We start from the raw sequence: 13,366 nt of genomic DNA, 5'->3' as shown, positions 1-13,366 counted from the left end.
TGCATGAGCAACGGAGTCTCGAACGAAAGGAGGCGGACTTCACGATGACCGGCAAGCTTCGCCTTCCTTCGCTGAATGCGCTGCGCGTCTTCCACGCTGTCGCGCAGCACCGGAGTTTTCGGCAGGCCGCCGACGAATTGCTGGTCACGCCGCAAGCGGTCGGCCAGCAGATCAAGCTCCTGGAAGACACGCTCCAGGTGACGCTGTTCGAGCGCAAGGGTCGCTCGATCGAGCTGACGGAGTCGGCGATCCTTTTGTCGCACTACGTCAAGGCTGGCTTCGACGAGTTTTCCGAAGGCGTTCGCCGCGTCACCAAGTCGACCTACCGCGATCGCATCAACCTGAACGCCAGTCCGTATTTCGCCACCCACTATCTGCTGCCCAGGCTTTCGCTGTTCCGCGAAATCCTGCCCGGCGCCGATCTGCGCCTGACGACGATGGTCGACCTGCCAGACTTCGGCCGCGACGACATCGATATGACTGTGCAATGGGGTTACGGCAATTGGCCGGACTACGAGACCGCGCTGCTGGTGCCGGACCCGAAGATCATCTGCTGCACGCCGGCGATCGGCGAGAAGATCAAGTCGGCGCGTGACCTGACGAAGTTCACGCTGCTCGACACCGTCAAGTCGAAGCGGCTGTGGCCCGACATTCTGCGCCACCTTGGCGTGGAGCTGACGGATGGCGATCGCAGCATCAGCTTCGACGATGCCGCGACCATGCGTCGGGCGACCTTGCAAGGCATTGGCGTCGGCCTGGTCTCCGTCATCGACGCCGAGGAAGATTTTCGGGCTGGCACGCTGGTCGCGCCGATCGGCCGCGACGCCATCGCCGATATGCGGCCGGAGGAAGTCCCAGGCTTCTATCTCGTGGTGCCGCGCGGGCACCTGCGCGTCAAGGCGGTGGCTGCGCTGCATCGATGGCTGGCCCAGCAGGATTGGCGCAGCGACCTCAAGATCTCCTTGCCGACACCGACCCCGCTTTCCGACTGAGAAGCGGCTTCGAGACCGGGCTCTGAAGCGCATCTTGCGGAGCTCCAACAACAAGAAACGGAACAACCTCAACAGTGGAGACAATCAACATGAAAATGATCAAATGGGGGGCCGCCGCCATGGCCCTGGGCCTCGTGCATTTGGCAGCGCCGGCGCAAGCCGCAGGCGGCAAGACGCTGGAAGCCGTGAAGGCGCGCGGCATGCTCAACTGCACCGGCCATGACGGTTCCTATCTCGGCTTTGCCGAGGTGGACGACAAGGGCAATTGGAAAGGCATGGACATCGACCTGTGCAAGGCGGTGGCGACCGCAGTGTTCGGTGATCCGGCCAAGCTGAAAATCGTCCCGATCAGCTGGGCGCAGCGCTGGCCGTCGCTGCAGTCGGGCGATGTCGACATCATCATCAAGGCCTCCGGCGGCACGCTCAGCCGCGACACCGAGCTGGGCCTGCAATTCTCCATGTCCTATTACCTCGGCACGACCAAGGTGATGGCGCATAAGGAACTCAATCTGAAGTCGCTCAAGGATGCCAATGGCGGCACCATCTGTATTCCCGCCGGCACCTCGCAGGAACAGCAGGTCGCGGCCTATACGGCCAAGCTCGGCATCAAGCTGGAGCCGGTGCTGATCGAAAAGACCGAGGAGCTCGAACAGGCCTATTTCTCGGGACGCTGCGATCTCTACGCGCAATGGGGGCCGACGCTCGCCATCGCCCGCATCGCCAAGGGGAAGGTCGAAGACCATGTCATCCTGCCCGATGTGCTCGCGGTCGAACCCGAAGTGATGATCATGCGCCAAGGCGACGACAATTGGGTCGACATCGCCAATTGGACCTTGAGCACGCTGATCTTCGCCGAGCAGGAAGGCATCACCTCCAAGAACGTCGACGAGATCAAGGCCAAGCCGACCTCGCCGCAGGTGGCGAAATTCCTCGGCGTCACGCCAGGCATGGGCAAGGGTCTCGGGCTCTCCGACGACTGGGCCTACAACGTGATCAAGAAGGTCGGCAATTACGGCGAAATCTTCGAGCGCGATCTCGGCAAGGACTCGCCCTACAAGATGGACCGCGAACTGACCAATCTGTGGAACAATGGCGGTGTCCTGTTCCCGCTGGTCATCGACTGATCCGCCCTTAAGGCCTTCGCTTTGGGCCCTGCCCGGCATTGCCGGGTGGGGCCGGCGACAATTCAGGAAAGCTCTTGATGATCAGCCTGCTGAGAAATCAGAAGGTCCGCAACGCGCTGTTGCAGCTTCTCTATGTCGGCTCGCTCGCAGCCCTTGTGCTGGCAGGCGTCGTCATCGCGCGGCGGAACCTGGCCGAGCAAGGAATCAGTTCGGGCTTCGACTTCCTCTACAAGTCGACCGGCTGGGACGTGAATTTCTCGCTGCTGCCGGCCACGGCCAACGATCCCTATTGGTGGTTCTTCCTCATCGGCATCATCAACACGCTGTTTCTGGGCACCGTCGGCCTGATCCTGGCGACGATCGTCGGAACCATTGTCGGCCTGGCGCGGACTTCCTCCAACGAACTCGCGCAACTGCTCGGCCGCACCTATGTCGACATCTTCCGTAACATCCCGCTGATCCTGCAGGTCTTCTTCTGGTACGCGCTGATCACGCATTTGCCGACACCGCGCGCCGCGCATGAAGCCTGGGGATTTCTGCTCACCAGCCGCGGCCTCTATATTCCCATCCCGAATGTCGGCGCTGTCGCCATGGCGCTCGCCATATTGGCCGTGATCGCGGCGATAGCGCTTCCGGTCTGGCTGGGCAGGACGTCGCGCCTCAGCCGACCGGTCGGCGAGCGATCCACGATCCAGCTTGCCGGCGCGGCAGTGGCGCTCGTCTTCGCGGTCCTCATCCTGATGAGCGGCCGTTTGCCTGACGCACCGCTGCTCGACTTCCCGGCCCTGCAAGGCCTGAACCTCAGGGGTGGCCTGCGCATTCCGCCGGAGTTCTCCGCGCTGGCGATCGCCATTGCGATCTATGGCGGCTCCTACATCGCCGAGATCGTGCGCGGCGGCTTCAAGTCTGTCGGCAAGGGCCAGATGGAAGCGGCGCTCTCGCTGGGCCTCAGCCCGTGGCGCGTCTTCACGCTAGTGCGTTTGCCGCTGGCGCTGCGCGCCATGCTGCCGATCCTCGCCAACCAGTATGTCTGGCTGATGAAGGCAACCACGATGGGCATCGCTGTCGGCTTCACGGATTTCTTCATGATCGTGGCGCTGGCCATCAACCATTCCGGCCAGACGCTGGAAGCGATCGGTATCCTGATGGCCGGCTTCCTCGCCATCAACCTCAGCCTCGCCGCCATCTTCAACCGCATCAACAAAGCGATTGCCCTCAAGGGCAATCAATTGAGGGGTTGAACGATGGAGGTCGTTGTCGCTCCCCCTGCCCCGGGAAAGCTCGAGGACTTGAAGCGGCGCTTCTTTGCGACACCGCTTCAAGCACTGCTGTCGTTGATCTCGCTCGCGATCATGGTCTTCCTCGCCTGGAAGCTGCTCAACTGGGCTGTGTTCTCGGCCGTCTTCACCGTTACCGGTGGACCCGAAGCCTGCCAGGCGGCGGCGGGCGCCTGCTGGTCGGTCATCGCGGCAAGGTGGCGGATCATCCTGTTCGGTCTCTATCCCTTCGAGGAGCAGTGGCGCTCGGCGCTGGCTTGCCTCACCGTCGTGGTGATGACGGTGCTGAGCTGCATTCCGGCCTTCTGGACCGGACGCCGGATCGCGATCGTCTGGGGAGCCGGGACAGGGCTCTTCTACGTGCTTATGAAAGGCGGCCTGCTCGGTCTGCCCTATGTCGGCGAGGAAGCCTGGGGCGGGTTGGCGCTGACCCTCTTCATCTTCGTCACCACCTGCCTGATCGGCTTCCCGTTGGCGATCTGCCTGGCGCTGATGCGCCGCTCCGAACTGCCGTGGATATCGCGAACCACCGGTCTCATCATCGATGGGGTCCGTTCATTGCCGCTGATCTCGATCCTGTTCACCTTCGCTATCGTCCTGCCCTTCGCGCTGCCGCAATGGATGGCGGGCGACAAACTCTACCGGGTGATCCTGGGATCGGCCTTGTTCTTCTCGGCCTATCAGGCCGAGATCGTGCGCGGCGGTATGCAGGGCGTTCCGGCCGGGCAGGAAGAGGCCGCCATGGCGCTCGGTATGAGCTACTGGCAGCGCATCGGCCGCATCGTGTTGCCGCAGGCGATGCGCAATGCGCTGCCGGCGACGATCAACCAGTTCGTCATTTCCTTCAAGGAAACCTCGCTGGTGGTCATCGTCGGCTTCTTCGAGATCCTGGCGTCGGGCAACGCTGCCTACGGCACCGGCGAATGGCGCTTCGCCTATGTCGAAGTCTACGCCTTCATCGCCTTCATCTACTTCATCTTCGTCTTCAGCCTGTCCCGCTACGGCGCTTTCCTCGAGCGCCGCATGGCGGTCGGCGAGCGATAGGAGGCGCACGTGAATTCAGGCGATTCGAGCAAGTCCGGCGGCCCCGCTCTTCGCATCGAGAATGTCGACAAGAACTATGGGACATTCCAGGCGCTGAGGAAGGTGAACCTGTCCGTCGAGCGGGGCGAGAGGATCGTTGTCTGCGGTCCATCAGGCTCGGGCAAATCGACGATGATCCGCTGCATCAACCGGCTTGAGCAGCACAATGGCGGCAAGATCACCGTGCTCGGCACCGAACTCAACGACGATGTCGCCAACATCGACGGCATCAGGCGTGAAGTCGGCATGGTGTTCCAGCACTTCAATCTCTTCCCGCATATGACCGTGCTGGAGAATCTGACGATCGCCCCGATGATCGTGCGCAAGGTGCCGCGCGCCGAGGCCGAGGCGACCGCGCGGCGCTACCTGGACAAGGTCCGCATCCCCGAGCAGGCGATGAAATTCCCCGGGCAGCTCTCCGGCGGCCAGCAGCAGCGGGTGGCGATCGCACGCGCTCTTTGCATGCAGCCGCAGATCATGCTGTTCGACGAACCGACCTCGGCGCTCGACCCCGAGATGATCGCGGAAGTACTCGACGTGATGGTCACGCTTGCCTCCGAAGGCATGACGATGATCTGCGTCACGCATGAAATGGGCTTTGCCCGCAAGGTCGCCGACCGGGTGGTCTTCATGGATGCGGGCGAGATCGTCGAGGAGGCGCCGCCGGAGGAATTCTTCACCGCGTCCCGCAATGAGCGCACCCGACAATTCTTGTCGCAGGTGCTGGGTCATTGAGCCGGGCAGCGCACCTGTCTATACGCGGCTATCCCTCACCTCAGGTATCCCGATGGCTGATCCCGTTAGTGCATTGCAGGCAATTCTCGGACCGAAAGGCTGGCTTTCAGGCGCCGACGCCGCGTCCTACCAGCGCGATTGGCTCAACCGCTACGGCGTCGCACCATTGGGCGTTGCACGGCCAGCGACCACGTCCGAAGTGGCCGGCGTTGTCAAAACCTGCCTGGAGTTTGGGCTGGCGGTCGTGCCGCAAGGTGGCAACACCGGGCTTTGCGGCGGCGCTGTCGCGGAGCAGCCGAACGCGGTGATCCTCTCGCTGTCGCGCATGGCCGCGATCGGCGAACCGGATCGCGACAGCGGCTCGATCGTCGTCGAGGCCGGCGTTGTGCTCGCCGCGCTGCACGAGGCGCTGGAACCGCATGGCCTGATGTTTCCGTTGCATCTCGGCGCGGAAGGCAGCGCACGGATCGGTGGCCTTATCGGCACCAATGCCGGCGGCAGTCACGCGTTCCGTTATGGCATGATGCAAGACCTGGTCCTCGGCCTCGAAGTCGTGATGCCGGATGGCGCGATTTGGGATGGGATGCGGGCAGTGCAGAAGGACAATGCCGGCTATCAGTTGCGAAAGCTGTTCTGCGGCGCGGAAGGCACGCTCGGCATCGTGACGCGCGCGGTGCTGCGGCTCCATCCGACGCCTCGCCAGCAGGCGAGCGCACTGCTGGTGATGTCCGACTTTGCCGCGGCCGTTTCGTTCGGCGCCTTCCTGCGTGGCGAGGCAGGCGAGTTCCTGGCTGGCGTCGAATTCTTCAGCGATCTTGGCCTGCAGCTCGCCCTCAAGCATGTGCCGGACCTCACCTATCAGCTGGGGGTGCGAGGCGACGTCTATCTGCTTGTCGAACTGGCATCCGGCTCGACCCGCGTTCCGCTGGACGAGATCCTGAACTCGGCGCTCGAATGGGGGATGGAGCAAGCTCTGGTTCTGGACGGTGCGCTGGCGACATCGGGCGCGCACCGGGCGCAGTTCTGGCGGCTGCGCGAGGAGCAGCCGGAGGGGCAGCGGCTGGAAGGCGAACAGCTCAAGCACGACATCTCGGTGCCGCCGGGCGCGATCGCGCGTTTCATCGAGGCGGGCGCGAAAGTCTGCGAGGATATTCTGCCCGGCGTGCGCATCAATCCGTTCGGGCATCTCGGCGACGGCAACATCCACTACAATCTGTCGCCGCCGGAAGGCCACGCCGATTTTGGCGGCAAGGCCGTCGCGTTCGCTGACGCATTGTCGGCGCTGGCAACGGAGATGGGCGGCAGTTTCGCCGCCGAGCATGGATTGGGCCGCGCCAAGATCGCCATGGCGGATCGCAATCGCGGCCCGGTGGAGCGCGATCTGATGGCGCGCCTGAAGGCCGCGCTCGATCCTGAGGGCATCATGAACCCCGGCATTCTGGTGCGCTCCCGATTAGAAAGAAAAACTTTCGAATAGACCGCATTTCTTGATTCCGTCCGGGTCCGCCACAGTGCAGGTATAAACTCGAAAGGCAGGCTCGATCCGCTTGCCGCCAATCGTGAGGATATCGCAGCATGGTCCGCAATGGCGGTCACCTTCTTGTCGAGTGCCTGATTGCTCTCGGCGCGACCAAGAGCTTCGGCGTTCCCGGCGAAAGCTATCTCGCTGTTCTCGACGCGCTGCACGATACCCATGGCAGGCTCGACTATGTGCTTTGCCGCAACGAAGGCGGCGCGGCCTTCATGGCTTCCGCCTATGGCAAGCTGACGGGTTCTCCCGGCATCTGCTTCGTGACGCGCGGCCCGGGCGTCACCAATGCCAGCATCGGCGTCCATACGGCCATGCAGGACAGTTCGCCGATGATCCTCTTCGTCGGCCAGGTCGGCACCGACATGAAGGGGCGTGAGGCTTTCCAGGAGATCGACTACCAGGCCGTCTACGGCACGGTCGCCAAATGGGCGGTCGAGATCGACGATGTTGCCCGTCTGCCCGAAATTGTCGCGCGCGCCTGGACCACGGCCCTGACCGGACGGCCCGGCCCAGTGGTGGTCGCGCTGCCGGAAGACATGTTGACCACCCTGACCGAGGCTGCGCCGCTCAGTGGGCCGGCCGCAATCTTCGAAGCCGCTCCGGCACAGGATGCGATGGCTTCGGCGCTGATGCTGCTGGCGGCTGCGGAAAAGCCGGTTCTGCTGATGGGCGGCGCCAACTGGACTGAGGCTGGGCGCACGGCGCTAAAGGCTTTCGCCGAAACCTCCGACATCCCGGTCGTGGCGGCCTTCCGCTACCAGGACCAGTTCGACAATCATTCGCCCGCCTTCGTCGGCGAGGCCGGCGTCGGCATGGTGGCGCATGTCAAGAAGCTGATCCACGATGCCGACGTGATCCTGGCCATCAACGTGCGCTTCGGCGAGATGACGACCGACGGCTATACGCTGCTCTCGGTTCCCGTGCCGCGCCAGAAGCTGATCCATGTCCATGGCTCCGATCGCGAGATCGGCAAGATCTATGTACCGACGATCGGCATCCATTCAGGCCCGAACGCCTTCGCCAAGGCACTGACGCCGGTCAAGGGCGCCTGGGCCGACTGGCGCGCGGCGGCGCGCAAGGCCTACGAAGGCACGTTCGCCGCGCCTGTGCAGCCCGGCCCGGTCGATATGGTCGCGGTCAGCGCGTGGTTGCGCGACACACTGCCCGCCGATGTCATCCTCACCAACGGCGCCGGCAATTTCACGGTATGGCCGAACAAGTTCTTCAAGTTCGGGCCGCAGGCGCGGCTGCTTGCCCCGCAATCCGGCGCAATGGGCTATGGCCTGCCGGCGGCGGTCGCGGCGAAGGTCGCATTCCCGGAGCGCACGGTGGTCTGCTTTGCCGGCGACGGCGATTTCCAGATGAACTGCCAGGAGCTCAGCACCGCCATGCAGGCCGGCGCGCAGCCGATCGTGCTGATCATCAACAACGGCATCTACGGCACCATCCGCGCGCATCAGGAGCGCCACTATCCGGCGCGCGTATCGGGAACCTCGCTGGAGAATCCGGACTTCGTGGCGCTGGCGAAAGCCTATGGCTTCCACGCCGAACGGGTCGAAACGACAGGGGATTTCGCCGCCGCCTTCGGCCGGGCGCTCAACTCGACGACAGGCGCCGTTCTCGACATCGCCATCTCGCCCGAAGCGCTGACGCCCCGACAGACCCTCTCCCAGATGCGCGACGCCGCACTCGCTTCCCAGAAGGCCAAGGCATGACCTCCAGAACTGACGACATCCGCCTCGGCGCGGACATCGGCGGCACCTTCACCGACATCGCCCTCGATGTCAGGGGAGAGATGTACTCCATCAAGGTGCTGACCAACTATGCTGCGCCCGAGCAGGCGATCCTCGACGGCATCGCCATCGTCATCCGCGATGCCGGCATTTCGGCGGCCGAGATCGGCATCATCATCCATGGCACGACGCTCGCCACCAACGCGCTGATCGAACGGCGCGGCGCCAAGACCGCGCTGATCACGAACGAAGGCTTTCGCGACGTGATCGAGATGCGGACCGAAAACCGTTTCGAACAATACGATCTGAACCTGCAGTTGCCGACGCCGCTGATCCCGCGCGAGCACCGCTTCACGGTCAAGGGCCGCATCGGCGCCGAGGGCCAGGAATTGCAGCCGCTCGACGAAGCGGCCTTGAAGGAAATCGCAAGCCAGATCGCGGCCGGCGGCTTCGGCTCGGTGGCGATCGGGTTCATCCACGCCTATGCCAATCCAGCGCATGAGCGCCGTGCGCGCGAAATCCTTTCCCGCAAGCTTAGCATCCCGATTTCGATCAGTGCCGAAGTCTCGCCGCAGATGCGCGAGTTCGAGCGCTTCAACACGGTCTGCGCCAACGCCTATGTGCGACCGCAGATGGCTGACTATCTCGTCCGCTTCCAGACCCGGTTGAAGGACATGGGCGCCGAGTGCCCGGTCTTCATGATCCATTCGGGTGGCGGGTTGATCTCGGTGGAGACGGCTTCCGAGTTCCCGGTGCGCCTGGTCGAGTCCGGCCCGGCCGGCGGCGCCATCTTCGCCGCCGACATCGCCAGGCGCTTCGGCCTGGAAAAGGTCGTCTCCTACGACATGGGCGGCACCACCGCCAAGATCTGCCTGATCGAGGATTTTGCGCCGCGCACCGCGCGAACCTTCGAGGTGGCCCGCACCTATCGTTTCTCGAAAGGCTCGGGCATGCCGATTTCGATCCCGGTGATCGAGATGATCGAGATCGGCGCCGGCGGCGGCTCCATCGCCTGGGTCGATGCCATGGGCCGCATCCAGACCGGGCCGGAGAGCGCCGGCTCCGAACCGGGCCCGGCCTGCTATGGCCGCGGCGGCAAGCGTCCGGCGATCACCGACGCCGATTTGGTGCTCGGCAAGCTCGATCCCGACAATTTCGCCGGTGGCGCGATCCGCCTCGACACATCGGCGTCCGAGCGGGCGATCCTTGGCGAGGTCGGCGAGCGCCTGTCGCTCGATGCCATGTCGACTGCCTTCGGCATCTGCGAGGTGGTGGACGAGAACATGGCCAACGCCGCCCGCGTCCACGCCGTCGAGAACGGCAAGAACATCTCCGACAATCTGATGATCGCCTTTGGCGGTGCTGCCCCGCTTCACGCGGCAAGGCTGTGCGAGAAGCTCGGCATAGACCAGTGCATCGTCCCGAAAGGCGCCGGCGTCGGCTCTGCGATCGGCTTCCTCAAGGCGCCGTTCGGCTACGAGGCGCTGGCCTCGAAGCTGACGCGCCTGTCACGTTTCAAGCCGGTCGAGGTCAACGCCTTGCTCGCCGATCTCAAGGCCTCAGCCGAAAGCTTCGTGCGCAGCGGCGCCAGCGGCAGCATCACCTGCGAAATCACCGCCTTCATGCGCTATGCCGGCCAGGGTTGGGAAATCCCTGTTCCTCTGGCGGCCGAGCCGTTCGGGGACGATGCAGCGACGAAGCTCAAGGACATGTTCGAAGCGAACTACCAGCGCTTCTTCGGCCGCGCCATCGAAGGTCTCGACGGGCTGGAGATCGAGATCGTCACCTGGTCGGTCAAGGCGACCGATATCCGGCCTGATGTCGCCAGGCACGAACTCATCACCGGCAGGAAGACGAGCGAGCCTACGACGATACGCGCGGTGTTCGATCCGGTCAGCGGCGCGCCGCGCGATTACGGCATCGTTGAGCGCGACACGCTCTGCGCCGGCGACCGTGTGGCGGGGCCGGCGGTCATCGTCGAGCACGAGACGTCCACTGTCGTCACCACCAGCTTCGACGCCGTTATCCAGAGCGACGGCGCCATCCTCCTGATCCGCAAAGGCAGCCAGGCATGAGCGACATCAGTGACATCCGCATGCAGGTGATGTGGAACCGCTTGATCTCGGTGGTCGAGGAACAGGCGCTCACTTTGCTGCGCACCGCCTTCTCGACCTCTGTGCGCGAGTCCGGCGACCTCTCGGCCGGCGTCTTCGATCCGCGCGGCCAGATGCTGGCGCAAGCGGTGACCGGAACGCCCGGCCACGTCAACACCATGGCCGAGGCCGTCCTGCATTTCATGAACGAGATCCCGCGCGACACCATGTTCGAGGGAGACACCTATGTCACCAATGATCCCTGGCTGGGCACAGGGCATCTGCACGACATCACCATGGTTTCGCCGTCCTTCCTCAACGGCGAATTGGTGGCCTTCTTTGCCTGCACGGCGCATGTCGTCGATATCGGCGGGCGCGGCTTCGGCGCCGACGCCAAATCGGTCTATGAGGAAGGCATCCAGATCCCGATCATGCAATTCGCGGAAAAGGGCAAGGTCAATCTCGACCTCGTCCGCATCCTGCGCGCCAATGTTCGTGAGCCGAACCAGGTCGTTGGCGATTTCTATTCGCTCGCCGCCTGCAACGAGGTCGGCCATCGCCGCCTCGTCGACATGATGAAGGAGATCGGCCTGGCGTCTCTCGACGGGCTCGGCGACTTCATCTTTTCGCGCACACGCGACGCCATGCTGGAGCGCATCAAGGCGCTTCCCAAGGGCAGCTGGTCGAACGAACTGGTCACCGACGGCTACGACGCGCCGGTGAAGTTGGCGGCCAAGGTGTCGGTCCGCGACGACCATGTCGAGGTCGATTTCACCGGCACCGATCCGATGAGCCGGTGGGGCATCAACTGCCCTATCATCTACAGCAAGGCCTATGCCTGTTACGCGCTGAAATGCGTGGTGGCGCCGGATATCCCGAACAATGCCGCCTCGCTCGCCTTCTTCACCGTGACGTCGCCGGTCAACATCCTCAACGCCGTGCGGCCGGCGCCGGTGGCGCTCAGGCACATCTTCGGCCACATGGTTCCCGACCTCGTGCTGGGCGCGATCGCTCAAGCACTGCCCGGCAGGATCCTCGCCGAAGGTGCCGGCGCGCTGTGGAACATCCACATTTCGGTGCGTCCGGCCGCGGGCGGTCCGGGCCGCCGCGCTGAAGTGCTGATGTTCAATTCCGGCGGCATGGGCGCACGCCCCGGACTCGACGGCCTGTCTGCGACGGCCTTCCCCTCCGGCGTGCACACCATGCCGATCGAGGCGACCGAGCATACCGGGCCGATCGTCATCTGGCGCAAGGAGCTGCGGCCGGACTCCGGCGGCGACGGCGAGTTCCGTGGCGGCCTCGGACAGGTGATCGAGATCGAGGCGATCGAAGGCCACGAGTTCGACTTCTCGGCGATGTTCGACCGCGTCAACCACCCTGCTCACGGACGCAATGGCGGCGAGCCTGGTGTTGCCGGCGTGGTCAAGCTGGACGACGGCACGAAGATGCGGCCCAAGGGCTGGCAGCATGTTCCGGCTGGACGTCGGCTGATCCTTGAACTGCCGGGCGGCGGCGGCTATGGCGATCCGGCCAAACGCAGCGCCGAGGCGCGGGCGAACGACCTATCCAGGCAATATATTTCGGAGAACGGCAAATGAGCTACATCGCCTCGCGCCTGTCGGCGGTGAAGCCTTCGGCTTCGATGGCGGCCTCGCAGGCCGCCAAGGCGCTGCGCGCCAAGGGCGTCGACGTGATCGATCTCGGCCTGGGCGAACCGGACTTTCCGACGCCCAGCCACATCATCGAAGCCGCCCATGGCGCGGCGAAGGCGGGACAGACGCTGTACACGGGTGCCGCCGGCACGGCCGAGGTGCGCCAAGCCATTGCCGGCAAGTTCCGGCGCGAGAATGGACTGGACTACACGGCCGACGACATCGTCGTGGCCAACGGCGCCAAGCAGATCATCTTCAACGCGCTGATGGCCACGCTGGAGACGGGCGACGAGGCAATCCTGCCGGCGCCCTATTTCGTCTCTTATCCGGAAATGGTGAAGCTGCTCGGCGGCACCCCCGTCACCGTCGAATGCCCGGAGACATCGGGCTTCCGGCTGACGCCCGCCTTGCTGGAAAAGACGATCACGCCGAAGACGAAGTGGCTGTTTCTCAACATGCCGGGCAATCCGTCCGGCGCGGTGTACTCCGAGGCCGATCTCAAGGCGCTGGGCGCGGTTCTCGCGAAGCACCCGCAAGTGCTCATCCTCTCCGACGAGATCTACGAACACATTCTTTTCGATGGCCGCCAATTTGTTTCCTTCGGCAAGGCCTGCCCCGAGCTCAAGGATCGCACGCTGATCGTCAACGGCGTCTCGAAATCCTATGCGATGACCGGCTGGCGCGTCGGCTATGCGGCCGGGCCGGCGCCGTTGGTGAAGGCGATGTCGACCATCCAGAGCCAGTCCTGCACCTCCGTCTGCTCGATCGCACAGGCAGCGACGGTGGCCGCGCTCAACGGTCCGCAGGATGAAGTGGCGCGCTTCCGGCAGGCCTTCGAGGCGCGCCGCGACCTCGTTGTCGAAGGCATTCGAAAGATCGACGGCCTGACACTGTCGCCGCCGGACGGCGCCTTCTACGCCTACATCGGCTGCGCCAGCCTGATCGGTCGCAAGACGCCCGGGGGTGTCGTGCTGGAGGATGATACGGCGGTCGCAAACTATCTTCTCACCGAAGGCCGCGTGGCATCCGTGCCGGGTGTGGCCTATGGACTGTCACCCTATTTTCGTATCTCGACCGCGACCAGCGAAGAGGTGCTGACCGAGGCGATCGCGCGCATCAACGCCGCCGTCGCGCAAGTGGAGTAGA

General features: G+C 64.2%; 10 protein-coding genes. All 10 read left to right on the top strand.

Annotation, left to right across the window (positions count from 1 at the left end; genetic code table 11):
* Nucleotides 1-44: 44 nt before the first annotated feature.
* Nucleotides 45-992 (top strand): LysR substrate-binding domain-containing protein, encoded by a 948-nt coding sequence (locus tag AB6802_RS10520; RefSeq protein ID WP_371010034.1) that lies wholly within the window; start codon nucleotides 45-47, stop codon nucleotides 990-992.
* Nucleotides 993-1,081: 89 nt separating this feature from the next.
* Nucleotides 1,082-2,116, top strand: coding sequence for an amino acid ABC transporter substrate-binding protein (locus AB6802_RS10515; RefSeq protein ID WP_371010033.1), 1,035 nt, complete (start codon nucleotides 1,082-1,084; stop codon nucleotides 2,114-2,116).
* A 77-nt stretch (nucleotides 2,117-2,193) separates the two neighbouring features.
* Nucleotides 2,194-3,357 (top strand): ABC transporter permease subunit, encoded by a 1,164-nt coding sequence (locus AB6802_RS10510; RefSeq protein ID WP_371010032.1) that lies wholly within the window; start codon nucleotides 2,194-2,196, stop codon nucleotides 3,355-3,357.
* A gap of 3 nt (nucleotides 3,358-3,360) precedes the next feature.
* Entirely contained in the window at nucleotides 3,361-4,437 is a 1,077-nt protein-coding gene (locus AB6802_RS10505) for an amino acid ABC transporter permease (protein ID WP_371010031.1), read from the top strand.
* Between the two features lie 9 nt (nucleotides 4,438-4,446).
* Nucleotides 4,447-5,211, top strand: a complete 765-nt coding sequence (locus AB6802_RS10500; protein WP_371010030.1) for an amino acid ABC transporter ATP-binding protein — start codon at nucleotides 4,447-4,449, stop codon at nucleotides 5,209-5,211.
* A gap of 52 nt (nucleotides 5,212-5,263) precedes the next feature.
* A complete protein-coding gene (locus AB6802_RS10495; RefSeq protein ID WP_371010029.1) occupies nucleotides 5,264-6,688 on the top strand; it encodes an FAD-binding oxidoreductase in 1,425 nt (474 codons plus the stop codon).
* A 98-nt stretch (nucleotides 6,689-6,786) separates the two neighbouring features.
* Entirely contained in the window at nucleotides 6,787-8,457 is a 1,671-nt protein-coding gene (locus tag AB6802_RS10490) for a thiamine pyrophosphate-dependent enzyme (protein ID WP_371010028.1), read from the top strand.
* The gene (locus AB6802_RS10485; protein WP_371010027.1) at nucleotides 8,454-10,550 is read left to right on the top strand and encodes a hydantoinase/oxoprolinase family protein; all 2,097 of its coding nucleotides are present in this window, start codon (nucleotides 8,454-8,456) and stop codon (nucleotides 10,548-10,550) included. The genes AB6802_RS10490 and AB6802_RS10485 overlap by 4 nt, the downstream gene beginning before the upstream one ends.
* Nucleotides 10,547-12,166, top strand: a complete 1,620-nt coding sequence (locus tag AB6802_RS10480; RefSeq protein WP_371010026.1) for a hydantoinase B/oxoprolinase family protein — start codon at nucleotides 10,547-10,549, stop codon at nucleotides 12,164-12,166. Before AB6802_RS10485 ends, AB6802_RS10480 begins: the two co-directional genes overlap by 4 nt.
* Complete coding sequence (locus tag AB6802_RS10475) at nucleotides 12,163-13,365, top strand: pyridoxal phosphate-dependent aminotransferase (protein WP_371010025.1); 1,203 nt, start codon at nucleotides 12,163-12,165, stop codon at nucleotides 13,363-13,365. The genes AB6802_RS10480 and AB6802_RS10475 overlap by 4 nt, the downstream gene beginning before the upstream one ends.
* Nucleotide 13,366 lies beyond the last annotated feature (1 nt).

Origin of the sequence: Mesorhizobium sp. RCC_202 (assembly GCF_041355295.1) — a bacterium.
Classification (GTDB): Bacteria; Pseudomonadota; Alphaproteobacteria; order Rhizobiales; family Rhizobiaceae; genus Mesorhizobium.
The sequence above is the reverse complement of the archived record's forward strand: the minus strand, read 5'-3'. Positions and strand labels throughout refer to the sequence as shown.

Coding starts and splice junctions, on each gene's coding strand:
- AB6802_RS10520 (WP_371010034.1), top strand. CDS start 45: ATGACCGGCAAGCTTCGCCTTCCTTCGCTGAATGCGCTGCGCGTCTTC.
- AB6802_RS10515 (WP_371010033.1), top strand. CDS start 1,082: ATGAAAATGATCAAATGGGGGGCCGCCGCCATGGCCCTGGGCCTCGTG.
- AB6802_RS10510 (WP_371010032.1), top strand. CDS start 2,194: ATGATCAGCCTGCTGAGAAATCAGAAGGTCCGCAACGCGCTGTTGCAG.
- AB6802_RS10505 (WP_371010031.1), top strand. CDS start 3,361: ATGGAGGTCGTTGTCGCTCCCCCTGCCCCGGGAAAGCTCGAGGACTTG.
- AB6802_RS10495 (WP_371010029.1), top strand. CDS start 5,264: ATGGCTGATCCCGTTAGTGCATTGCAGGCAATTCTCGGACCGAAAGGC.
- AB6802_RS10490 (WP_371010028.1), top strand. CDS start 6,787: ATGGTCCGCAATGGCGGTCACCTTCTTGTCGAGTGCCTGATTGCTCTC.
- AB6802_RS10485 (WP_371010027.1), top strand. CDS start 8,454: ATGACCTCCAGAACTGACGACATCCGCCTCGGCGCGGACATCGGCGGC.
- AB6802_RS10480 (WP_371010026.1), top strand. CDS start 10,547: ATGAGCGACATCAGTGACATCCGCATGCAGGTGATGTGGAACCGCTTG.
- AB6802_RS10475 (WP_371010025.1), top strand. CDS start 12,163: ATGAGCTACATCGCCTCGCGCCTGTCGGCGGTGAAGCCTTCGGCTTCG.